Annotated in this window: 19 protein-coding genes; 9 read left to right on the top strand and 10 right to left on the bottom strand. The window is 65.6% G+C overall.

All coding sequences use genetic code 11. The features are described from left to right. Positions 1-20: 20 nt before the first annotated feature. Positions 21-1,340 carry an omega-aminotransferase AptA gene (aptA, locus tag ACY65G_RS13460; protein ID WP_464997864.1) on the bottom strand — a complete coding sequence of 440 codons (1,320 nt, stop codon included), beginning with the start codon at positions 1,338-1,340 and terminating at the stop codon, positions 21-23. Between the two features lie 151 nt (positions 1,341-1,491). Between aptA and ACY65G_RS13455 the strand changes: the two genes are divergently transcribed. Together ACY65G_RS13455 and ACY65G_RS13450 are read left to right on the top strand one after the other, a co-directional pair. After that, complete coding sequence (locus ACY65G_RS13455) at positions 1,492-2,982, top strand: aminotransferase-like domain-containing protein (protein WP_464997863.1); 1,491 nt, start codon at positions 1,492-1,494, stop codon at positions 2,980-2,982. 10 nt (positions 2,983-2,992) lie between these two features. Beyond that, the gene (locus tag ACY65G_RS13450) at positions 2,993-3,652 is read left to right on the top strand and encodes a TetR family transcriptional regulator C-terminal domain-containing protein (RefSeq protein WP_464997862.1); all 660 of its coding nucleotides are present in this window, start codon (positions 2,993-2,995) and stop codon (positions 3,650-3,652) included. A gap of 19 nt (positions 3,653-3,671) precedes the next feature. Here ACY65G_RS13450 and ACY65G_RS13445 read toward each other — a convergent pair whose 3' ends face one another. Then, complete coding sequence (locus ACY65G_RS13445; RefSeq protein ID WP_464997861.1) at positions 3,672-4,844, bottom strand: collagen-binding domain-containing protein; 1,173 nt, start codon at positions 4,842-4,844, stop codon at positions 3,672-3,674. Between the two features lie 254 nt (positions 4,845-5,098). Here ACY65G_RS13445 and ACY65G_RS13440 point away from each other — a divergent pair, with 254 nt between their 5' ends. The 4 genes from ACY65G_RS13440 to ACY65G_RS13425 all read left to right on the top strand — a co-directional run bounded on the left by ACY65G_RS13440 (position 5,099) and on the right by ACY65G_RS13425 (position 7,732). Next, positions 5,099-5,371 (top strand): hypothetical protein, encoded by a 273-nt coding sequence (locus ACY65G_RS13440; RefSeq protein ID WP_464997860.1) that lies wholly within the window; start codon positions 5,099-5,101, stop codon positions 5,369-5,371. Positions 5,372-5,442: 71 nt separating this feature from the next. After that, entirely contained in the window at positions 5,443-6,369 is a 927-nt protein-coding gene (locus ACY65G_RS13435; protein ID WP_464997859.1) for a sensor histidine kinase, read from the top strand. After that, a complete protein-coding gene (locus ACY65G_RS13430; RefSeq protein ID WP_464997858.1) occupies positions 6,366-7,142 on the top strand; it encodes a LytR/AlgR family response regulator transcription factor in 777 nt (258 codons plus the stop codon). Before ACY65G_RS13435 ends, ACY65G_RS13430 begins: the two co-directional genes overlap by 4 nt. Positions 7,143-7,264: 122 nt before the next feature. Then, positions 7,265-7,732: a VOC family protein gene (locus ACY65G_RS13425; RefSeq protein ID WP_464997857.1), complete on the top strand. Its 468-nt coding sequence runs from the start codon at positions 7,265-7,267 to the stop codon at positions 7,730-7,732. A 166-nt stretch (positions 7,733-7,898) separates the two neighbouring features. On the opposite strand, the gene ACY65G_RS13420 is transcribed toward ACY65G_RS13425, so the two are convergent. The 7 genes from ACY65G_RS13420 to xapA form a co-directional block, all read right to left on the bottom strand. Further along, positions 7,899-9,125: a nucleoside deaminase gene (locus ACY65G_RS13420; protein WP_464997856.1), complete on the bottom strand. Its 1,227-nt coding sequence runs from the start codon at positions 9,123-9,125 to the stop codon at positions 7,899-7,901. 7 nt (positions 9,126-9,132) lie between these two features. Further along, a complete protein-coding gene (locus ACY65G_RS13415; protein WP_464997855.1) occupies positions 9,133-9,540 on the bottom strand; it encodes a cytidine deaminase in 408 nt (135 codons plus the stop codon). Between the two features lie 116 nt (positions 9,541-9,656). Continuing rightward, positions 9,657-10,979: a thymidine phosphorylase gene (gene deoA / locus ACY65G_RS13410; protein ID WP_464997854.1), complete on the bottom strand. Its 1,323-nt coding sequence runs from the start codon at positions 10,977-10,979 to the stop codon at positions 9,657-9,659. A gap of 181 nt (positions 10,980-11,160) precedes the next feature. Then, the gene (locus tag ACY65G_RS13405) at positions 11,161-13,542 is read right to left on the bottom strand and encodes an aldehyde dehydrogenase family protein (RefSeq protein ID WP_464997853.1); all 2,382 of its coding nucleotides are present in this window, start codon (positions 13,540-13,542) and stop codon (positions 11,161-11,163) included. A 16-nt stretch (positions 13,543-13,558) separates the two neighbouring features. Next, entirely contained in the window at positions 13,559-14,485 is a 927-nt protein-coding gene (gene deoC, locus ACY65G_RS13400) for a deoxyribose-phosphate aldolase (RefSeq protein WP_464998027.1), read from the bottom strand. 44 nt (positions 14,486-14,529) lie between these two features. Continuing rightward, a complete protein-coding gene (locus ACY65G_RS13395; protein ID WP_464997852.1) occupies positions 14,530-15,723 on the bottom strand; it encodes a phosphopentomutase in 1,194 nt (397 codons plus the stop codon). A gap of 51 nt (positions 15,724-15,774) precedes the next feature. After that, entirely contained in the window at positions 15,775-16,605 is an 831-nt protein-coding gene (xapA, locus tag ACY65G_RS13390) for a xanthosine phosphorylase (protein WP_464997851.1), read from the bottom strand. Between the two features lie 220 nt (positions 16,606-16,825). Between xapA and ACY65G_RS13385 the strand changes: the two genes are divergently transcribed. Genes ACY65G_RS13385 through ACY65G_RS13375 form a run of 3 tightly spaced genes read left to right on the top strand, consistent with a single transcriptional unit; the run spans position 16,826 to position 19,817 of the window. Then, positions 16,826-17,950: a carbohydrate kinase gene (locus ACY65G_RS13385; protein ID WP_464997850.1), complete on the top strand. Its 1,125-nt coding sequence runs from the start codon at positions 16,826-16,828 to the stop codon at positions 17,948-17,950. Positions 17,951-17,975: 25 nt separating this feature from the next. After that, complete coding sequence (locus tag ACY65G_RS13380) at positions 17,976-18,896, top strand: pseudouridine-5'-phosphate glycosidase (RefSeq protein WP_464997849.1); 921 nt, start codon at positions 17,976-17,978, stop codon at positions 18,894-18,896. Between the two features lie 18 nt (positions 18,897-18,914). Continuing rightward, positions 18,915-19,817, top strand: a complete 903-nt coding sequence (locus ACY65G_RS13375) for a LysR family transcriptional regulator (protein WP_464997848.1) — start codon at positions 18,915-18,917, stop codon at positions 19,815-19,817. Positions 19,818-19,926: 109 nt separating this feature from the next. Here the strand turns inward: ACY65G_RS13375 and ACY65G_RS13370 are convergent, their stop codons facing one another. Further along, positions 19,927-22,167 carry a TonB-dependent receptor gene (locus tag ACY65G_RS13370; RefSeq protein ID WP_464997847.1) on the bottom strand — a complete coding sequence of 747 codons (2,241 nt, stop codon included), beginning with the start codon at positions 22,165-22,167 and terminating at the stop codon, positions 19,927-19,929. Positions 22,168-22,176 lie beyond the last annotated feature (9 nt).

Raw genomic sequence — 22,176 nt, 5'->3', positions numbered from 1 at the left:
CCGATATGCAAGCAGACTGCTTAGCCCAGGTCCTTCAGGATCTTCGCCAGCTTGCCGAACAACTCATCGATATGCTGCTTCTCGAACACCAGCGGCGGCGACAGCGCGATGATGTCGCCGGTGACGCGAATGAGCACGCCGTCGGCGAAGGCTTTCTTGAAGGCGGTATAGCCGCGCACGCCGGGCTTGCCGGGGATCGGCGCCAGCTCGATGCCGGCGATCAGTCCGATGCAGCGCAGGTCGATCACGTTCGGCAAGTCCTTCAGCGAGAACACGGCGTCGGCCCAGTAGTCCTGCAGGCCTTTCGCATGTTCGATGATCCGCTGTTCCTCGAACACTTCGAGCGTGGCGAGCGATGCGGCGCAGGCCAGCGGGTGGCCCGAGTACGTGTAGCCGTGGAACAGCTCGATGCCGGCGGGCGAATCCATGAACGCGTCGTGAATGAAGCTTTTCGTGAACACGGCGCCCATCGGCACGGTGCCGTTGGTCAGGCCCTTCGCCGTGGTCATCATGTCCGGCTCGACGTCGAAGTAGTCGGCCGCGAACGGCGTGGTCATGCGGCCGAAGCCCGTGATCACCTCGTCGAAGATCAGCAGGATGCCGTGCTTCGTGCACAGCTCGCGCAGCCGCTTCAGGTAGCCCTTCGGCGGGATCAGCACGCCGGTGGAACCGGCCACCGGTTCGACGATCACGGCGGCGATCGTGGAAGCGTCGTGCAGCGCGACGATGCGCTCGAGTTCATCGGCCAGGTGCGCGCCATGTTCCGGCTCACCGCGCGTGAAGGCGTTCTTTTCCAGGTTGTGCGTGTGCGGCAGGTGATCGACACCCGGCAGCAGCGTGCCGTACTGCTTGCGGTTGCCGGCGATGCCGCCCACCGAAATGCCGCCGAAGCCCACGCCGTGGTAACCGCGTTCGCGGCCGATCAGCCGAGTGCGCGCCGGCTCGCCGCGCGCCTTGTGGTACGCCAGCGCCATTTTCAATGCCGTATCCACCGCTTCCGAGCCGGAGTTCGTGTAGAACACGTGGCCGAACTTGTGGTTCGTGTAGTCCATCAGCTTGTCCGCCAGTTCGAACGCGGTCGGGTGGCCCATCTGGAACGTGGGCGCGAAGTCCAGCGTGCCGACCATCTCGCGCACGGCCGCCACGATCTTCGGCTGCGCATGGCCGCACGGCACGCACCACAGGCCGGCGGTGCCGTCGAGCACCTGGTTGCCGTCGACGTCCCGGTAATGCACGCCGGCGGCCGAGACCAGCAGGCGTGGACTGGCCTTGAAGTCGCGGTTGTTGGTGAAAGGCATCCAGAAAGCGGACAGGGAATGCAGCTGCTCGGGTTTGTTCATGCGATCTCCTTCGGCCGGATCGGCCCGCAAATTTCTTTACCAGTTGGCAAAATCATGATGCAATAATAGACACGCCGGTCACTATGTCACATATACACAATTGGCAAGGCAATCCAACCGTACTGGTCATAAAAACACTACAGTTCAAACGATGGTACCGAGACGAAATAGCGCGGAAGAGGCTTCCGAAGTCGTGGCATGGCCGGCGATCGTCATCGAGCGGGCCAGCAAGGGCAGCCTGGTGGACAAGATCGTTGCCGTGCTGACGGCCATGATCTCGGGCAAGGCGCTACGGATCGGCACGAAAATGCCCTCCGTGCGCCAGTTCGCAAAGTGTAATGGCGTGAGTACCTTCACAGTCGTCGAGGCCTATGACCGGCTGGTCAACCTGGGCCTGCTGTCGTCGCGGCGCGGTTCGGGCTACTACGTGGCGCGGCACGACATCGCCTCGCAGCTGCCTCCGGCGGTGGTGGCCGGCCCGGTTACCATCGATGCGCTGACGTCCGACCTGTACTCCGGCGTGGCCGATGCGCTGCCCGTCGGCGCCGGCTGGCTGCCGCCGGAGTGGTATGGCGAGGACACCATCCTGGACGCGGTGCGCCACGCGATGCGCATCCCGGCCAACCGCCTGCGCGGCTACGGCCATCCGCTCGGTTTTCCCGCGCTGCGCCAGCACGTGGCGGCGGTGCTGACGGACGAGCTGTTTCCCGTCGAGGCGGACCAGGTGCTGCTGACGCACGGCGCCACCCATGCGTTCGACCTGATCCTGCGCACGCTGACGCGGCCCGGCGACACGGTATTCGTCGAAGACCCCGGCTACAGCAACCTGCTGTCGCTGATCCGCCACCATGGCTGCAACGCCGTCGGCGTTCCGCGCGGCGAACATGGCCTCGATCTCGACGCGCTGGCCGCGCATGCGCGCGAGGCGCAGCCCAGGCTCATGTTCGTCAACACGGTGCTGCAAAATCCGCTGGGCACCTCGCTGTCGCAGGCGCAGGCGCACCGGCTGCTGGCCATGGCCGAGCAGTTCGATTTCTGGCTCGTCGAGGACGACATCTACCGCGACCTGGCCGGCCGGGGCGAAGCGTCGCTGGCGGCGATGGATGGCCTGCGCCGCGTGATCCGCGTGGGCAGTTTTTCCAAGACGCTGTCGCCGGTGCTGCGCGTGGGTTCGATCTGCGCTTCCGGCTCGCTGATGCCGGAACTGCTGCGCGTGAAGATGCTGACGGGGCTGACGACTTCGGAAGTCAACGAGCGCGCCGTCTACCATGCGGTCACGGCCCGCGCCTACCGCAGGATGGTCGACAAGCTCGTGGCGCAGCTCGACGAGGGCCGCGAACGCACGATCGAGGCGCTGGCGGAGGTGGGCATGGAACCCGTGGCGCGGCCGCGCGGCGGCATGTTCGTTTCCGCCGGCTGGAACGTGGCGCCGACGCCGCAGCACAATGCCCGCACCATCGCCGATGCCGCGCTGCGGGCCGGCATCCTGCTGTCGCCGGACGAATTCTTCCTGCTGCGGCCCAGCACCACGATCTGGTTCCGCTTCAACGTGGCGTATGCGCACGATCCCGTGCTGCGCGCCTTCCTGCAATCCGCACTCAGGAACCCCGCAGTCCAACGTCCCGCATCGAACATCCCTTAAGGAGACCGCAATGGCCGGCAATAACGAAGTGCGCACCGGCGCCGCCTCGCGCCGCATGCAGAACCGCGACCGGGTGGAGGCCGACATCGCCGCCGTGGCCGTGCGCGTGTTCGCCGAATGCGGCTACGAAGGCACGTCGGTCGCGGCGATCGCGGAAAGCGCCGGGCTGTCGAAGCAGAACCTGATGTATTACTTCCCCACCAAGCTGGAGCTGTACCATCGCGTGCTCGACGAGGTGCTGGACGACTGGCTGGAGCGCATGTCCAGCCTGGCCCAGGCCGGCGGCAACGATGCGCCGGCCGACGTGCTGCGTGCCTATGTGCAGGCGAAGCTGCGCTTTTCACGCGAGCAGCCCTACGCATCGCGCGTGTATGCGATGGAGGTGATCGGTGGTGCCCAGCTGTATGGCGGGCAGATCAGGGAACGCGTGGTGCCGGTGCTGAAACGCGACATCGAGGTTTTCGAACGGTGGATCGCCACTGGCCGCATCGCTCCCGTGAGCGCCACGCACCTGCTGTTCGCGATCTGGGCGATGACGCAGTCCTATGCGGACTTCGCCCCGCAGATGGCGCTGGTGCTGGACCGGCGCCAGTTGCTGAAGAAGGATTACGACGAGGCCGAGGAAACGATCCTGGCCCTCGTGCTGGCCGCCACGCGGGCCACCGGCTGAAGGCGGGCGCCGGCCACGCTCATTCGCGTGCGAAGCATTCCTTGCGGCGTGCGCGGCCAATGCCGAAAACGGCCAGGCCTGCCATGATCATCGCGACCATGGTCGGTTCCGGCACGGGCGACAGGAAACCGACGTTGCCGGTGAACGGCTGCACGTGCACCTGGGCCTGCAGGTCCAGCGCGTTGGCGAACAGGCCGCCTTCGATGTCGCGGGTATTGGTGACCAGCGCGCCGGTGGCGAGCACCGAGCCGCCGAACTGCGTGCCGATCGCCAGGCTCGTGGCGTCGTGGAAGTTCCAGATCACCTTGCTGCCGATCTTCTGCGCGGCGCCGCCCAGGAAATCCGCATGGATCGACGCGGTGGTCACGTCCGAATTCATGATCACGGTGGTGGCACCGTTGAGGTTGAATTCGAACCCGTCCAGCGTGAACAGCTTGTCGTCGAATCCGGTCAGGTCGAACACCGCCACGCCGCCGGCATCCGCGACCGCCGTGAAGGTGGCCTTGGTGCCGCTGATGTCGACGGTGCTGCCGGTCGATTTCATCTGCGCCAGCGAATCGGAAAGGCCGTTCAGCACCTTGCCGAAGTTGGTCGACGTGGCGGCGGCCTTGTTGGTGTTCATTTCCGCCGTCATGCCGCCGAAGCCCTCGCCATTGATGTTCGAGTTCGCCACCGCGCCGCCGATGGTCGCGCCGCCATTGATGCTCGAATGGGCGACGCTGCCGCCAACCCAGGCGCCGCCGTTGAACGTGGCATTCGATACGCTGCCGCCAACCCAGGAGGCGCGGTTCAGCGTGGAGTTGCCCACGCTGCCGGCCACGACGTTCGTGCCTTCGTTGACGGTCACGCCTTCGAGCGAGCCGCTGGAGACCACGCCGCCGCGGTTGACCGTAACCCTGCCGTGGTTGCCCGCCGCATCCGTCGACCAGGTCACATTCCCCGCGGTCAGGCCGGCATAACTGGATGCCGGGGCCTTCTCGAGCTGGTTGCCGTATTCGCCGCCGGTCACGGAGCCCGCGGCCCACGTGCGGCCATGCACATGGCCATTCGACGATGCCGTGATATCCGTCAGCGACACGGCGTTCATCTGGTTCAATACCTGCGTCGCGGTCAGGGGAGCGGCAGAAGGCGCTGCATGGGCGGCCGCGAATGCGACGGATAGTACAGCGGCGACGGCACTGGTTCGCAACATGGATTTCCCTCTGAATTATTTTATTTTGTTAATGAACATTTCTTATAGGATAGCACGAATAGCGTTTTGGCTTGCGCGAACACAAGGAAAGCAGTCATATCCAGTGCGTTTGCTTGACCATTCGTGTTGCTTTCACGCCCGTTTGTCCCGCCCTGCCGCAAGTCACCCCCCGGAAAATTCCGTTCGTCGGATCGGCTCCCCTGCTTGCGGGCGAACGCGCTACAGTGAATGCATCGACTCATGGAGAATTGCCAATGAAGACCATCAATAAAACCTGTACCGATACCGTGCAAGAAGCATGGAGCGCCATGGTGCGGATCGTGCGGCATGCGATGCGCCGCCTGGAGCGGATGCCGTGGCCGACCCTGCTGGCCGCGTGCGTGATGCTCGCGCTGCTGATCACGGTGTTGCCGCTGGCGCTCACGCTGTTCGTGCTGTTCCTGCTCGTGAAGCTGGCGGCAAACGCGCTCGGCGGGCATCGCCATCCGCCGCGCCACCGCGACCACGCTCATCCCGATGTTCAGTGAAGCCCCCTGAGCGGCCAATCGAGGACAATGCGCCACCAATGCGCCACTAATGAGCTACCAACGAGCAACAGATGAGTAACGAGATGATGAAGACGGCAACGGGCGGCGCCCGCGGCGCGCTGGGATTCGTGCGCGAGCTGGGCGAAACCGCCAGCTCGCTGTGGTGGCAGTTCTTCGACTGGCTGGCACAGGTGCCGATGCGCCAGCTCGTGGTGACGTGGGTGCTGGCAATGCTGCTGGCCTGCACCCCGGTGATCCACCCCAAGCAGGCGGCCGCGTTCATCGTCATTTCGCTGGGCTTGAAGGTGCTGGCGGGCGGCAAGCGCAAGGCCGAGATCGAGGCGCGCCGGGCTTCCGAGCAGGCGGGCACCGAGGAGCTGGAACGCCGCCTGGTGGAAGCGCGCATGGCCGCGCTGCAGGCCCAGGTGGAGCCGCACTTCCTCTTCAATACCCTGGCACTGATCGGCCAGCTGATCGAAACGGATCCGCCGCAGGCGGCGGGCATCCACCAGCACCTGATCGATTACCTGCGCTCCACGCTGCCGCAAATGCGCTCGCGGGGCAACGGCACGCTGGGCCGGCAGATCGCCCTGTCGCGCTCCTACCTGGCGATCATGCAGGCGCGCATGAAGGCCCGGCTGGCCGTGTCGATCGACGTGCCGCCGGGGCTGGAAAGCGCCACCTTTCCGCCGATGATGCTGCAGATCCTGATCGAGAACGCGATCAAGCACGGGCTGGAACCGAAGATCGAGGGCGGCCGCATCGACATCCGCGCATCCGCCGCGGGCAGCGTGCTGCAGGTGGACGTGCAGGACGACGGCGTGGGCTTTTCATGCTACGCGGGCGACGGCATCGGCCTGGCCAACGTGCGCGAGCGGCTCAAGCTGATGTATGGGGCGCGGGCCGAACTGCAGATCGAGACACCGTCCGAAGGCGGATGCCGTGCTGCGATCCGCGTGCCGTTCGCGCCGGACATCTTCGCGGAAAAGACACCATGACGGGCGGCCCCATGACGCCCACTGCCCTGATCGCGGACGACGAAGAGCCGATGCGCGACATGCTGCGCGCCCGGCTGCGCGAATGCTGGCCCGAACTGGCGATCGTGGCCGAGGCGGCAAACGGCGTGGAAGCGATCGCGCTGGCCGGTCAGCACCGGCCGGACGTGGTATTCCTCGACATCCGCATGCCCGGCCTGTCCGGCATCGAAGCGGCGCGCATGCTGTTCAACCGCTGCCACATCGTCTTCGTCACCGCCTACGACCAGTATGCGATCGAGGCCTTCGAGCAGGGCGCGCTGGACTACCTGCTGAAACCCGTCGGCGGCGAACGGCTGCGGACCACCTGCGCACGGCTGAAGGCCCGCATCGGGCAGCAGCCGAGCGATATCGCGGCGCAGCTGACCCGCCTGCTCGACGGGCGTGCCGGCGGCGGCAAGGGCGGGCGCGAATACCTGCACTGGATCCAGGCCCAGGTGGGCAGCAGCCTGCGCATGATCAGCACGCGCGAGATCCTGTTCTTCCAGGCCGACGAAAAGTACACCCGCGTGCAGACGGCACAGGGCGAAGTCCTGATCCGCAAGACGCTGAAGGAACTGGCGGACGAGCTGGATCCGGACGAATTCTGGCGCATCCACCGCTCCACCCTGGTGCGCGTGGATGCGATCGCGGAAGTCACGCGCGACCTGCGCGGGCGGCAAATGGTGCGCGTGAAACACTGCGCGGAACAGCTCGAAGTCAGTCGCGGCAACACCCATTTATTCCAGCAAATGTGAGTGTTGCGCGCCTGTTGGCCGGGTCCGTGGAGAGTGCCTGACTTCGCTTGCCCCGCCTTCTACCCTGGTCTATATTGGGGTTTCGCCTACCAGAAACCCGCAACAGAACAGGGAGAAGCGGAATGACGACATTACGCAATGTGTCCAGTCCCCGGACCGTACCCAAGCACACGCGCGCCACCATCATGCCTTGCCTGCGTTACCGCGATGCCCCTGCCGCCATCGAATGGCTGTGCAGTACCCTCGGCTTCGAAGCCACCCTCGTGGTGCGCAACGAGGACGGCACCGTGGCCCATGCCCAGCTCTCCTATGGCAACGGCATGATCATGCTGGGATCGATCTTCGATACCGACTATGGCCGCCTGCTGAAACAGCCATCGGAAACGGGGGGCGTGACACAAAGTTCCTATCTCGTCGTCAACGATGCGGACAGGGTGCATGAACGCGTGATGGATGCGGGCGGCGAAGTCGTGCTGCCGCTGCAGGATGAGGATTACGGCGGCCGCGGCTTCACGTGCCGCGACCCGGAGGGCCATGTGTGGAGCATCGGCACCTACGATCCATGGGCCGAAGCTGAACGGCCGCGCTGACCGGGCGCTGCTGGTCGACGCTGCTGGTCGACGAACCTGGTCGACGAACCTGGTCGATACAGCTGGTCGACGAACCTGATCGACGCAGCTGGTCGACGAACCTGGTCGATACATTCCCGCCGGCCAGCCAGCCGGTGCGGTGGTTCGTTTCCTTTATTTCCTGGCCTTACCCGGCGCCGGCATCGTTCATTGCCTGGATCAGTGCGCTATCCACGACTTGCACCGGCTTGATTCCGATCAGATCGCGGTACAGCGGCGGCAGGTTCGCGCATAGCGCTTCCAGCCGGTCGGGTGCCATGCCTGGCTGCACATACTGCAGCTGCGTCGGATTGTCCGGCGGCAGCGCGCCTTCCATCGTCGAACCATAGGCCCCCAGCTCCATGAAGCTGAGCGCGCTGTCGTCCGGCCCCACGGCCAGCACGAACGTACCATCCTTCGGGTGGCCGAGGTAGCGGCGCACTTCCTGCTGGCGGTCCGCATCGGCGCCGGCCATCAGCCGGTAGCGCAACTGCGCATACGCACGCGTGCATTCCATGAACGCGGTGCGAATCTCGGACTGCGCATGCCGCCCGTGGCAGCACAGCAGCAGGTTGCCGAACGCATCGAGCATGGCCACTGCATTGCCGCTCCCGCCCTGTGCGCGGTCGCGTTCCATCGCATGGCGCAGGTAGGGTGCCAGGCCGGCATCCGGGCGGCGCGGCGTGGCGCGGTAGGTCAGCGCATCCGGGCAGGCCCGCTTCAGTGCGCGCACGATCGCATGCTCTTCCGGCAGCTTGGCGGGATCGAGCAGGCCTTCGCGGGGCGGATCGTTGTCGAACAGCTCCGTCACCGCTTCCGTCGTGGCCTCGAATACGAGCGAGCACAGGGCCTGGGTGGGCTCGGCAATTGTCTTGCCGATGAAGAACGGCGGCGGCGCGCCGGTCGCGGCGCGCGCATAGGACGACGAACCGAGCACCGCCGGATACGCGAAGGTGGTACAGGCCTGCGGGCGCAGGCCTTCGGGCAGTGCCGGGAACGTGCCGCTGCCATCGTGGTTGATGCCGGCATCGGCATCGTTGGCGGCGATGACGACGTGGAATCCCGCCGCCAGGATCGCTCCCGCGCACATGCAGCACGGGTCGAGCGACGTGACGATCGTGATCTCGTGCGGCGGCGGCAGCGCCCTGCCCCTGGCCTGCTCGGCAAAATACCAGTCGACGAGCTGGCGCTCGCCGTGAGCGGTCGGGTCCCAGATCAGGCCGTCGCGGATCACCTCGTTGTGGACGGCCTGCAGCACATTGCCGAAGCCATCCAGCATCACGCCGCCCACGCCGAACGTGCCCTGCGTCTTCGCCGCGATCGCCTCCAGCGAAGCGATGGCGGCGGCGGCCTGGACGTCGATCGTCTTCTTCACGGCACGCTTACGTGCGTTTCAGGTCGTGGCCACCGAACGCGTTCGGCAGCTGGGCCGCCGCCGTCGTCTCGAACACGTCGCCTTTCAGGTTCGCGAGGATGACGGGCAGCGCGTTGCCGCCCAGTTCCAGGATCACCTGGCGGCACGCGCCGCATGGCGCGATCGGGCCTTCGGTCTCGCCAACGACGGCGAGCTTGTCGAAATCGCCCGGCTGGTAGCCATGCGCGAAGGCGCTGAAAAACGCCGTGCGCTCGGCACAATTGCACAGGCCGTACGCCGCGTTTTCCACGTTACAGCCATGGAACACCTTGCCATCGCGGGCCAGCAGCGCCGCCCCCACCTTGAAATTCGAGTACGGCGTATAAGCCTTCAACCGCGCCGCCTTGGCTTCCTCGATCAATTGTTCCGTATTCATCAGCAATGTTTCCCGAAACCGGGGTCAGACCCCAGTTTTAAGTAATGTTTCCTGAAACCGGGGTCTGACCCCGGTTTTGGGCAATATTGTTAAATCGGGGACTGTCCCCGGTGTCTTTAAGGGCGGATCGTGCGGTAGACGATCGGGTTGGCGGCCGGGGCCGTGTCGGCGATCGTGTAGGCGGCCTGCACGTCGGCGATGGCGCGCTGGGCGGCGGCTTCGGTGCGGGCGTGGACGAACGCCAGCGGCTGGCCAGCCTCGATGCGCTGGCCCAGCTCGGCCAGGCCGGTCAGGCCGACGGCGAAGTCGATCGTGTCCTGCGGGCGGGTACGGCCGCCGCCCAGTGCGACGACGGCCAGGCCGATGGCGCGGCAGTTCGTGGCCGAGGCGTAGCCCGATTGCAATGCCGGTACCGGCACGATGATGGGTGCCTTTTCCAGGTACTTGTCGGGATCCTGCATCAGGTCGGCCGGGCCGCCCAGTGCCGCGACCATGCGGGCGAAGCGGTCGGCGGCCTCGCCGGAGTCGAGCGATGCCTGCAGCTTCGCACGCGCTTCCTCTTCGTTGGCGGCCAGCTTGCCCAGCACGAGCATCTCGGCGCACAGCGCCAGCGTGACCTCGTGCAGGCGCGCCGGGCGCGACTTGCCGGTCAGGTAATCGATCGCGCAGCGCACTTCGACGGCATTGCCGGCGGCGGGCGCCAGCGATTCGTTCATGTCCGTCAGCAGCGCGGAAGTCAGCGTGCCGGCGCCATTGCCGACGTGGACGATCGACTCGGCCAGCTCCACCGATTTGTCGTACGTGGGCATGAACGCGCCGCTGCCGGCCTTCACGTCCATCGCCAGCACATCCAGGCCGGCGGCCAGCTTCTTCGACAGGATCGAACCGGTGATCATCGCCACCGATTCGACGGTGCCCGTCACGTCGCGGATGCCGTAGAAGCGCTTGTCGGCCGGTGCCAGCGAAGCCGTCTGGCCGATGATGGCCACGCCGACTTCCTTCACGACCTTGCGGAACAGTGCATTGTCCGGCACCGTCGTGTAGCCGGGGATCGAGTCGAACTTGTCCAGCGTGCCGCCGGTGTGGCCCAGGCCGCGGCCCGAGATCATCGGCACGAAGCCGCCGCACGCGGCGATCATGGGCCCGAGCAGCAGCGAGACGAGGTCGCCCACGCCGCCGGTCGAGTGCTTGTCCATCACGGGGCCGGGCAGGTCCAGCGATTGCCATTCCAGCACGTCGCCGGAATCGCGCATGGCGAGCGTGAAGGCAACGCGTTCGTCCATCGTCATGTCGTTGAAGTACACGGCCATCGCCAGCGCGGCGATCTGGCCTTCGGTCGTTTCACCGGTGGTGATGCCCTTGACGAAGAAATTGATTTCGTCGGCGGTCAGGGTGCCCTTGTCGCGCTTCTTGCGGATGATTTCCTGGGGGAGGTACATGGTGTGTTTTCTTTCTTTGAGTTGCGCTCTCGTGGAGCGCAAGCCTTGGGAGTGCTGTGTCGGGGGTTGTGCCACCAGCGCCAGGGAAAACCGGTGTCTGACACCATTTCCGGGTGAATCTTCCGGAGATGGTGTCAGACACCGGTCACTTCGGCGCCGTTCGCGACGTCATGCAGTCAAGTCAGACTCCGTAAGGAATCCAGATATTCTTCACCTGCGTCACGTGCTGCAGCACGGTGCGCCCGGCTGCCTGCTGCACGCTGAACCAGTCGCGCCCTTTCGCGCCGCCGGTCCACGTGCGCTTCAGCGAGCCGGCGGACAGCCGCTCCACTTCGGCGCAGCCTTCCGCCGAGCCGTCATGGCGCCACACCGCGTCGATATCCGCGTGCGTGGCCAGCGTGCGGGCCAGTTCGTCGGCGCTGCCGGTGACGATGTTGACCACGCCGCCCGGCAGGTCCGACGTGTCGAACACCTGGTACAGGTCGGTGGCCGACAGCGGATAGGCCTCGGAAGGCACGGCCACCACGCGGTTGCCCACGGCGATGGCCGGTGCCACCAGCGAGATGAAGCCCAGCAGCGGGTTCTCGTTCGGGCAGACGATGCCGATCACGCCGATCGCTTCGTTCAGCGCCACGGTGATGCCGTGCATCGGCGGCTGGTGCGCGGCGCCATCGTACTTGTCGGCCCACGCGGCCCAGTAGAACAGGCGCTCGATCGATGCCTGCACTTCCTTTTCAGCCTCGCGGGTACCCGTCTGCGCGGCGATACGGTCGGCGAATTCGCGGCCGCGGGCGGCCAGGTTCTCGGCGATGTAGTACAGCACCTGCGCGCGGTTGTGCGCGGTGGCCTTCGTCCAGCCGGCAGCCTTGTGCGCGGCTTCGACGGCGTTGCGGATGTCCTTGCGGCTGCCCTCGCCGATTTCGCCGAGGAACTTGCCGTCCGCGCCGTGAATCGCACGGCTGTAGGCGCCGTCCGGGCGTGCCTGCTTGCCGCCGATGTACAGTTTCGCGGTACGGTCGATGGCGAAAGGATCGGCGGAAGCTGCCGTTTTCGACGGCGCGGATTTCGTCACCAAAGGCGCGGCAGGCCGCGCATCCTCGCTCACCGGCACCAGGTATTCATACAAGCCCTCGCGGCCGCCTTCACGGCCATAGCCCGATTCCTTGTAGCCACCGAAGCCGCATGCGGCATCGAACTGGTTCGCGGTATTGATCCACACCACGCCGGCCTTGATGGCGGGTGCCACGTCCAGCGCCAGGCTGATGTTCTCGGACCACACGCAGGCAGCTAGGCCATACACGGTGTTGTTCGCCAGTTGCACGGCTTCGGCCGGGGTGCGGAAGCTCATCGCCACCAGCACGGGGCCGAAGATCTCGGCCTGCGCCACGGCGGCGGATGTCGATGCGCCCATGATCAGCGTGGGCGGGAACCACGAGCCGTCGGCCGGGATCTCGCACGCGGACGGCTGGTAGATCTCGCAGCCTTCCGAACGTGCCGCTTCCACCAGGCCGTGGATGCGCTGGCGCTGGATCGGGTCGACCAGCGCGCCGATGTCCATCGACTTGTCCAGCGGCGAACCGAGGCGCAGGTTGTCCATGCGCGCTTTCAGCTTCTTCAGGAAGCGCTCTTCCACGGATTCCTGCACCAGCAGGCGCGAACCGGCGCAGCACACCTGCCCCTGGTTGAACCAGATCGAATCGACGAGGCCTTCGATGGCCGCGTCGATGTCGGCATCCTCGAAGACGATGTACGGCGACTTGCCGCCCAGTTCCAGCGACAGCTTCTTGCCGCTGCCGGCCGTGGCCTCGCGGATCAGGCGCCCCACTTCGGTGGAGCCGGTGAACGCCAGCTTGTCGATACCTTCGTGCCTGACGATCGCTTCGCCCGTGCGGCCGTCGCCGGTGACGATGTTGACGACACCGGCCGGCACGCCGGCCTGCACGCAGATGTCCGCGAACAGCAGCGCGGTCAGTGGCGTGAACTCGGCCGGCTTGAACACGACCGTGTTGCCGGCTGCCAGCGCCGGTGCGATCTTCCACGCCAGCATCAGCAGCGGGAAGTTCCACGGCACGATCTGGCCCACGACGCCTACCGGGCGGTGGTTCGGAAATTCCTCGTCCAGCAGCTGCGCCCAGCCGGCGTGGTGATAGAAGTGGCGCGCCACCAGCGGCAAATCGGCATCGCGCGTTTCGCGGATCGTCTTGCCGTTGTCCAGCGTTTCCAGCACGGCGAACAGGCGCGCATGCTTCTGCATCAGGCGCGCGATCGCGTACAGGATCTTCGCGCGGCCATGGCCACCCAGCGCGGCCCATGCCGGTTGCGCGCGGCGCGCGGCCTGCACGGCGCGGTCCACGTCGTCCGCCGTGGCCTGCGTCAGCTCGGCCAGCGGCGTGCCGTCGGCCGGATTGGTGGAGGCGAACAGCTCACCCGCCTCCGACCACTGGTTATCGATGAACAGGCCGAACTTGCGGCCACGCTGCTCGAGCCACGCCTGCGCTTCTTTCTGGCTCTCGGGTGCGGGGCCGTATTCCATGGTGTTCAGGATCTCGTTGATAGTAGGCATAGTCTTAGGATGCGTTTCAAGGTTGCGCGTGGCGGTGGACAGCGGAGTAATTGCCGGTCACGTAGTGTTCCAGCTGGCGCTCGATGTCGGTCAGCAGGCTCGATGCGCCGATGCGGAACAGGTGCGGCTCCAGCCACTCGTTGCCCAGTTCCTCCTTCATGACCGTCATGTATTGCAGCGCGGCCTTGGCGGTCGACACGCCGCCGGCCGGCTTGTAGCCGACCTTGAAACCGGTACGCTCGTGGTATTCGCGGATCGCCCGCACCATCACCAGCGACACGGGGATCGTGGCGTTCACGCCCTCTTTGCCGGTGGACGTCTTGATGAAGTCCGCGCCGGCCATCATGCACACCCACGAAGCCTTCGCCACGTTTTCCAGCGTGACCAGGTCGCCCGTGGCGAGGATCGCCTTCACGTGCGCTTCGCCGCAAGCCTGGCGGTAAGCCACCATCTCGTCGTACAGCGCCTGCCAGTTCCCCGTCAGCACGTGCTGGCGGGTGATGACGATGTCGATTTCCTGCGCACCGTCGGCCACCGACAGTTCGATCTCGCGCACCTTCGTTTCCATGCTCGTCAGGCCGGCCGGAAAGCCGGTCGACACGGCGGCGATGGGAAGGCGGCCTTGCAGCACCTTGTCCGCATGGCGGATCATCTCGTGGTACACGCAGACCGCCCCCGTCTTGAGGTTACGTTCCTGCAGGCCCAGCGCCTCGACAAGGTCCGTGCGCAGCGGGCGCAGCGCCTTCATGCACAGGCGCTCCACGCGGCCCGGCGTATCGTCGCCGGACAGGGTGGTCAGGTCGATCAGCTCGATCGCCTTGACCAGCCAGGCTGCCTGGTACTCCTTCTTCACGGTACGGCGGTTCGCCAGCGAAGCGGCGCGGCGCTCGGCAGCAGCCTTGTTGACGTGGATGTGGTTCAGCCAGCCCAGGTCGAGGCCCATGGCCTCGTTGCGCTTGAAGTCTTGCAGGCTGTTCAAGGAGTCGCTCATAACAGGTTGGTTCCGTTGGAAAGGGGTTTCACGCCGAGGTGGTGCGCGATGGTCTGGCCGATGTCGGAGAACGTTTCGGAGATGCCCAGCTCGCGGCCCTGCACGCCCGGGCCGAAGAAGATCATCGGGATATGCTCGCGCGTGTGGTCGGAACCCGGCGACGTGGGGTCGCAGCCATGGTCGGCGGTGATCACGACCAGGTCGTTTTCGCGCAGCCTGGCGATGAACTCGGGCAGGCGCGCATCCAGTTCGTGCAGCGCCTGCGAGTAACCCTGCACGTCGCGGCGATGGCCGAAATGCATGTCGAAGTCCACGAAGTTCACGAACGTCAGCGACTTGTCGCCGGCCTGCTCTTCCACTTCGAGCAGGCGGTCGAACAGCGCCATGTTGTCCGGGCCCTTCACCACGCGCGAAACGCCCTGCCCCGCGTAGATGTCGCTGATCTTGCCCAGCGCGATCACCTCGCCGCCCGCATCCTTCACGTGGTCCAGCAGCGTGGGGCCGGTTGGCGGCACCGCGTAGTCGTGGCGGTTGGCGGTGCGCTTGTAGTTGCCGTCGCTGCCCAGGAACGGGCGCGCGATCACGCGACCGATGTTGTAGGGCTTCACTAGCTCGTAAGCTATCCTGCACATGTCGTACAGGCGCTCGAGCCCGAAGCTTTCCTCGTGGGCGGCGATCTGCAGCACCGAGTCGGCGGACGTGTACAGGATCGGCTTGCCGGTGGCCACGTGCTCGTCGCCCAGTTCGGTGAGGATCGTGGTACCGGAGGCATGGCAGTTGCCGAGGAAACCCGGCACGCCCGTCAGTTCCTGCAGCCGGTCGGTCAGCTCCTTGGGGAACGACGGTACCGTCTTCGGGAAATAGCCCCAGTCGAACAGCACCGGCACGCCGGCGATTTCCCAATGGCCGCTCTGCGTATCCTTGCCTGTCGACTGTTCGCGCGCGGCGCCGTAGGCGGCCGTGAAGCCTTCGCGCCGGTCGAAGCCGGGTGCCCACGTGCCGCAGGCGGTATGCGCGGCGGCCGCGAGGCCCAGCTGCTCCAGCGCGGGAAGGGACATGGGCTTGCCCTGTTCCGCGGCCCATTTGGCGATGTGGCCGAAGGTGTTGGTGGCGGCGTCGCCATATTTGTCGGCATCCGGCGTAGCGCCGAGGCCGAAGGAATCGAGCAGGAGGATGAATGCGCGTGACATGATTTATCCGGTGTAAAAAGTTCAAGGGCGGCCAAGGCCGCCCTTCATTCATTAAGCTTTCGCGAGGTTCGCGAAGAAAGCGTGGATCAGTTTCACCAGGCTTTCGGCGCCCACGGCCGCGTATTTCAGCGTCTGTTCATGGGACAGCGGGAACGGCGACAGGCCTTCGGCCAGGTTGGTGACGACGGATACGCCGACCACCTTCAGGCCGCAGTGACGGGCCGGCACCACCTCCGGCACCACCGACATGCCGACGACATCCGCGCCCAGGCGCGAGAAGGCGCGGATCTCGGCCGGCGTTTCGAAGCTCGGGCCGGAGCACGACAGGTACACGCCTTCGTGCAGCGTGATCTGCTGTTCGGCCGCGGTGTCCTGCAGCTGCTTGCGCAGGTCGGCGTCGTAGGCATTGGCCATGCTGAAGAAGCGCGGTCCGAAGCGCTCGTCGTTCGGGCCGATCATCGGCGAACCCGGCAGCAGGTTGATGTGGTCGTTCAACGCCACCAGCGAGCCGGCATCGACTTCCGCGCGCAGCGAACCGGCCGCGTTGGTGACGAACACGAATTCGCAGCCCAGCAGCTTCAGCGTGCGGATCGCGCTCGTCATCACGGCCAGGCCATAGCCTTCGTAGAAGTGGCCACGGCCCTTCAGGCAAATGACCGGCACGCCGGCCAGGTTCCCCAGCACCATCTGGCCCGCGTGGCCATGTACGGTGCTGATCGGGAAGCCCGGCAGTTCGTCGAATCCGATCGCCACGGTATCCGTCATCTGGTCGGCCAGCACGCCGAGACCGGAGCCGAGGATCAGCGCGGCGCGCGGCGCAAAGCCGGCCGGCGCACGGGAACGTACGATCGCGGCGGCCTGGAAGGGGGAGTTGTTCGACATGGAGTTCTCGCTAGGTTCTGGTTGGGCGCTGCCGGTGATGATTGGCGGGCCGAGGCAGGCGACACTATGCATCATCCGTGATTGGTATGACAAATACCGAATTTCTTTGTCATTTATATCAACTACATATAAATTGACGACTATTATAGCGGTTTGACAGCAAACAAACATCTGTTTACGATGTTCGACAAATGTTTGAATTCTTCCCCTGTCCTGGAAAATGAGCAAGAAAGAACAACTCTACGGCCTGATTCGTGCCAACCCGTTCATTTCCCAGCAGGAGATGGCGCAAGCACTCGGCCTGTCGCGTTCCGCCGTTGCGGGGCACGTGGCAAGCCTGATCCGCGAGCGCCGCCTGGTGGGCCGCGCCTATGTGCTGCCGCAGGAGCGCTCCGTGCTGTGCATCGGCGCCGCCAACCTCGATCGCAAGCTGCGCACCATCGAACCGCTGCAATTGGGCACATCGAATCCCGCCACGGCTGCTGAAACCTTTGGCGGCGTGGCCCGCAACATCGCGGAAAACCTGGTCCGCCTCGACACGCCCTGTGCGCTGCTGACAGCGTTGGGCGAGGATAGCGCGGGCCAGGCTTTGCGGGCGCACGCGCAGCACTGCGGCATCGACATGACGGCCACGCCGGTATTGCCGGGTGCGGCCACCGGCACCTATACGGCCGTGCTGGACGTGCACGGCGAAATGGCCGTGGCGCTGGCCGACATGGCGCTGTACGAACAGATGACGCCCGCTTTCGTCGCCAGCCGCCAGGCGCAGCGCAACGCGGCGGCGCTGGTGATCGCGGACCTGAACCTGCCGCACGATACCGTGGCCCTGCTGCTGGCCGAAGCGCGCAGGGACGGCATCCCGCTCGCCATCGTGGCCGTGTCGCAGCCGAAGATGACGCGGCTGCCGCGCGACCTGTCCGGCCTGCGCCTGCTGATCCTGAACCGCGGCGAGCTGGAAGCCCGCGTCGGCCGCCCGCTGCCCACGGAAGCATCGGTGCGCGACGCGTGCCGCGCCGTGCAGGCCGACGGCGCGCGGGACGTGATCGTCACCTGCGGCGCTGCCGGTGTGTACCACACGTGCGGTCACATGGCAGGCAGCAAGGCGGTCGCCAAGGCGGTGGACGACCTGCAATGGCTGCCGGCGCACGAGGTGGACGTCGTCGACGTGACCGGCGCGGGCGACGCCTTCTCGGCGGCCGTTTGCTGGACACTCGCCCAGGGCGAGGACGACCTTGCCGTGGCATGCGACCGGGGCTTGCGCGCCGCCGCGCTGACCGTACAAAGCCCGCACACCGTCTCCCCTGCGCTGACGGCCGAGCTGTTCAGCGCTCCTCACACCGAATAATGTTGATCAACGAACAGGAATGACCATGCACCAGTTTCTCTCCCTCTCGCCCGAAGTGGCGAATGCGCGCGCGTCCGGCAAGCCGGTCGTAGCACTCGAATCGACGATCATCTCGCATGGCATGCCGTATCCGCAGAACGTGCAGACCGCGCGCGAAGTCGAGCAGATCATCCGCGACGGCGGCGCCGTGCCGGCCACCATCGCCATCATCGACGGCAAGATCTGCATCGGCCTGACACCGGAACAGCTGGAATTGCTGGGCAATTCCCCGGAAGCGCTGAAGGTCAGCCGCCGCGACCTGGCCTACGTGCTCTCGCAGAACAAGCTGGGAGCGACGACCGTGGCCGCCACGATGATCTGCGCACAGCTGGCGGGTATTTCCGTGTTCGTCACCGGCGGCATCGGCGGCGTGCACCGCGGTGCCGAGACGAGCTTCGACATCTCCGCCGACCTGCAGGAACTGGCGCAGACCAACGTGGCCGTGGTGTGCGCCGGCGTGAAGTCGATCCTCGACATCGGCCTCACGCTGGAATACCTGGAAACGCAGGGTGTGCCGGTGGTGAGCGTGGGCCAGGAAGGCTTCCCCGCGTTCTTCACGCGCGCGAGCGGTTTCAACGCCGACTTCCGGCTCGATACGCCGGCGGAGCAGGCTTCGTTCATCCGCACCAAGTGGGCGCTGGGCCTGAACGGCGGCGTGGTGGTGGCGGCGCCGGTGCCGGAAAGCGACGCGATGCCGGAGGAAGAGATCGACGGCATCACCCTGCAGGCCTTGCAGGAAGCGGAAGAAAACGGCGTTACGGGCAAGAAGGTCACGCCATTCCTGCTGGCCCGCATCAAGACGCTGACGCAAGGCCGCAGCCTGGCCACCAATATCGCGCTCGTGAAGAACAACGCGCGCGTGGGCGCGGCGCTGGCGCGCGCCCTGCTGGAACATCCGATCACCTGATTGCCCATCGAGTAGCCCATGTCGATCGACCTGAAGCAGCTGAAGTACTTCCTCGCCGTGGCCGAGGAAAAGAGTTTTTCCCGCGCCGCCGAACGGCTGCACATCTCGCAGCCGCCGCTGTCGCAGCAGATCATGAAGCTGGAGGCGGAGCTCGGCGTGAAGCTGTTCGCCCGCACCACGCGCAGCTTCGAGCTGACGGTGGCCGGCCGCGCGCTGATGAACGAAGCGGCCGAGCTGCTGGCGAAGATGCGGATGACGATCGACACCGTGCGCCAGATCGACCGCGGCGAAGTGGGCCGCCTGCGCGTGGGCATCGTCGGCTCGGCGATGTGGGGGCCGATCCCCAGCCTGCTGGAGGAATTCCAGGGCAAATACCCGCGCGTGACGTGGACCATCCACGAACTCGGCCCCACCGTGCAGTACGAAGCTTTACGGGCCAAGCAGATCGACGTGGGTTTCTGGCGCGAGCCGAAGCTCGACGAAAGCGACCTGCGCAACGATAACCTGCGCCAGGAACTGTGCTACCGCGAGAACGTGTGCGTGGCCGTCAACGAGCACCATCCGCTGGCGAAGAAGGAAGCGATCGAACTGACCGACATTGCCGACGAGCCGATGCTCACGCTGGCCCTCGACAAATCCGCCTTTCCCCGCTATCTGCTGCAATGCTGCGTGAACGCCGGCTTCGAGCCGGCGATCTTCCAGGAAGCGAACGAGCCGCAGACGTTGCTGGCGATGGTGGGCGCCGGACTCGGCGTGACGCTCGTGCCGGAAACCACCAGCCGGATCGGCTGGCCCGGCGTGGTGTTCCTGCCGATCCGCACCAATCCGCCTTCGGCGAACCTGTACATCACGTACACCACCACCGACGATGCGCCGGTGGTGCGGGCGTTCATGAATATTTTGCGACCGCCGGAGCGGTAAAAACCAGCTGACCTGCGCCAAGTTTCCTGAAACCGGGGTCAGACCCCGAATTCTGGAAATATTTCCAAAAACCGGGGTCTGACCCCGGTTTTTGGCAATCAATCGAGCATCAGAAATTCATCTTGAACTGCACGCCGTACGTGCGCGGTTCGTTCAGGATGCCCGTCAGGTTGTTGAAGTCGATCGCGCCGACCGACTGCACTTCGTCGGTGATGTTGCGGCCATACAGCGCCAGGTCGTACTTGCCGTCACCCCACTTGTAGCCCACGCGCAGGCCGCCTTCCAGCAGGTCCTTCGCCTTGTACTCCTTCGCTTCGTACAGGAAGAAGTTATACGACGAGCGGTACGACCAGTCGGTGAACGCATACACTTCGCCGTTGGCCACCGGGGCGGCGTACTTCAGCGTGAAGTTGTGCTGCCATTTCGGGGCGCGCGGCAGCGGATTGCCGTCGATGAGGGCCACGCGGGTGCCGCCGACGAACGAGATCGGGTTCGTCACCGTGCAGCCGCTGCCGCATGGCAGCACGAACAGGCTGCCATCCTTGATCTCGGTATCGTTGTAGCTGGTGCCGAACGTGGCCGAGAAGTTCTGCGACAGGTTCGCCTGCAGGTCCAGTTCCACGCCCTGCCCCACCGCCTTGTCGGCATTCAGCAGCTGGTTCATGTTGACGGTGCCGCTGCCGGCCGTCAGCTGCTTGTCCTTCACGCGGTAGTGGAACACGGTGGCCGACATGCGCGCGCGGCGGTCGAACAGGTCCTGCTTCACGCCCGCCTCGACGGACAGCACCTTCTCGGCGCCGGCCATCGACGGCATGCTGGACAGGTCGTTCAGGCGGCCCTGCATCGACGGGGCGCGGTAGCCTGTCGCCACGCGGGCGAACACGTTGGTGTCGCGGTTCACCACGTAGGTGCCGGAAGCGTCCCAGCTCACGTTGCTGGAATCGTCCGACAGCGGCAGGTACGAGCGGCCCGTGGTCTCGATGCGCTGGGCCACGAAATCCTTCTTGTCGCTCGTGTAGCGCAGGCCGCCGCGCAGCTTCAGGCGGTCGCTGACCGCATAGTTGACGGAGCCGAACACGGCCCACGATTTGGCGTTCTGCGTCTGCGTCGCGTAGTTCGGCACCTGCGGATTGCCCGGCGCGAGCGAATTGAACGCGATGCTGTCGATCGTGATGTCTTCCTTGAAGTAGAACACGCCGGCGATCCACTGCAGCGGGCCGGCACTGGTCGACTCGGCACGGAACTCCTGCGAGAGCTGCTTGTGGTTCGGGATCAGGTCGGCCGTTTCGACGAGGAACGGGATGAAGCCCGGACCGTATGGCGGCGCATACACGGCGCCGTAGCCGCCATCGACGTCGGCGCGGCTGTAGAAGTCGAGCTTTTCGTAACCCGTGATCGAGTGCAGCGTCACGCCCGGCAGGTCCCAGCGCAGCCGCACGTTCGCGCCCTTGTTCTTCAGGTGCTGTTCGTTGACGCCGTCCGTCGGGTAGCTGTCGTAGTCGAAGCCATCCACCAGGTCGTTGGTGCCCGCCTTCAGGATATTGGCGCGGAACAGCGTGGCCGTGCCATCCATGTCGCGGCCGTGCACGTTGAACAGCGCCGAAAAACTGGCCGTCGGCTTGTACAGCACCTGCACGCGCGCGGCGTTGTCCTTGTAGCCTTCGAACTCGCGGGTACCGGTCGCGCGGGGATTGTCCACGCGGTCGCCGCGGTGCTGCGAGGAGCCCGCAAAACGGATCGCCACCGTGTCGCTGACCGGAATGTTGTACGCGCCATCCAGGTTGCGCACGCGGTCCTTGCCGAAGCCGGCCGACAGGTAGCCTTCCTGCTTGAACACGGGTTTGGCGGAATCGAACTTGATCACGCCGGCCGGCGAATTGCGGCCGAACAGCGTGCCCTGCGGGCCGCGCAGCACTTCCACCTGGTCGACGTCGAACACGGGAAAACCCTTCAGCATCGGGTTTTCCTGCACGATGTCGTCCATCACCAGGCCCACCGGCTGCGAGGCGTTCAGGTCGAAGTCCGTGTTGCCCAGGCCGCGGATATAGAAGCGCGGGAACGTGCGGCCATAGTCCGACTCGATGCTGACCGATGGCGAGCGGCCGGACAGGAAGCGGATGTCCTGCCCGCCGGACGTGAGCACATCGAGCTTCTCGCCTTTCACGGTGGCGATGGACATCGGCACGTCCTTGATGTTCTCGGCGCGACGCTGGGCCGTGACGATCACGGTTTCGAGCTGGCCCGGCTGCGTCGTTTCAGCGCTTGCCGCCGCCGGGGTTTCCTGGGCGGAAGCAAGGGGGAAAGCGGTGGCGATCGCCAGCGCCATCAGGGTCCGGTGGGTCAGTTTCATGGAAACCAG

The sequence above is a fragment of the Pseudoduganella sp. jia 12 genome, assembly GCF_055502675.1.
The sequence above is the reverse complement of the archived record's forward strand: the minus strand, read 5'-3'. Positions and strand labels throughout refer to the sequence as shown.

Coding starts and splice junctions, on each gene's coding strand:
- ACY65G_RS13370 (WP_464997847.1), bottom strand. CDS start 22,167: ATGAAACTGACCCACCGGACCCTGATGGCGCTGGCGATCGCCACCGCT.
- aptA (WP_464997864.1), bottom strand. CDS start 1,340: ATGAACAAACCCGAGCAGCTGCATTCCCTGTCCGCTTTCTGGATGCCT.
- ACY65G_RS13415 (WP_464997855.1), bottom strand. CDS start 9,540: ATGAATACGGAACAATTGATCGAGGAAGCCAAGGCGGCGCGGTTGAAG.
- ACY65G_RS13395 (WP_464997852.1), bottom strand. CDS start 15,723: ATGTCACGCGCATTCATCCTCCTGCTCGATTCCTTCGGCCTCGGCGCT.
- ACY65G_RS13425 (WP_464997857.1), top strand. CDS start 7,265: ATGACGACATTACGCAATGTGTCCAGTCCCCGGACCGTACCCAAGCAC.
- deoA (WP_464997854.1), bottom strand. CDS start 10,979: ATGTACCTCCCCCAGGAAATCATCCGCAAGAAGCGCGACAAGGGCACC.
- ACY65G_RS13445 (WP_464997861.1), bottom strand. CDS start 4,844: ATGTTGCGAACCAGTGCCGTCGCCGCTGTACTATCCGTCGCATTCGCG.
- deoC (WP_464998027.1), bottom strand. CDS start 14,485: ATGGGCCTCGACCTGGGCTGGCTGAACCACATCCACGTCAACAAGGCT.
- ACY65G_RS13435 (WP_464997859.1), top strand. CDS start 5,443: ATGAGTAACGAGATGATGAAGACGGCAACGGGCGGCGCCCGCGGCGCG.
- ACY65G_RS13440 (WP_464997860.1), top strand. CDS start 5,099: ATGAAGACCATCAATAAAACCTGTACCGATACCGTGCAAGAAGCATGG.
- ACY65G_RS13405 (WP_464997853.1), bottom strand. CDS start 13,542: ATGCCTACTATCAACGAGATCCTGAACACCATGGAATACGGCCCCGCA.
- ACY65G_RS13385 (WP_464997850.1), top strand. CDS start 16,826: ATGAGCAAGAAAGAACAACTCTACGGCCTGATTCGTGCCAACCCGTTC.
- xapA (WP_464997851.1), bottom strand. CDS start 16,605: ATGTCGAACAACTCCCCCTTCCAGGCCGCCGCGATCGTACGTTCCCGT.
- ACY65G_RS13430 (WP_464997858.1), top strand. CDS start 6,366: ATGACGGGCGGCCCCATGACGCCCACTGCCCTGATCGCGGACGACGAA.
- ACY65G_RS13455 (WP_464997863.1), top strand. CDS start 1,492: ATGGTACCGAGACGAAATAGCGCGGAAGAGGCTTCCGAAGTCGTGGCA.
- ACY65G_RS13450 (WP_464997862.1), top strand. CDS start 2,993: ATGGCCGGCAATAACGAAGTGCGCACCGGCGCCGCCTCGCGCCGCATG.
- ACY65G_RS13375 (WP_464997848.1), top strand. CDS start 18,915: ATGTCGATCGACCTGAAGCAGCTGAAGTACTTCCTCGCCGTGGCCGAG.
- ACY65G_RS13380 (WP_464997849.1), top strand. CDS start 17,976: ATGCACCAGTTTCTCTCCCTCTCGCCCGAAGTGGCGAATGCGCGCGCG.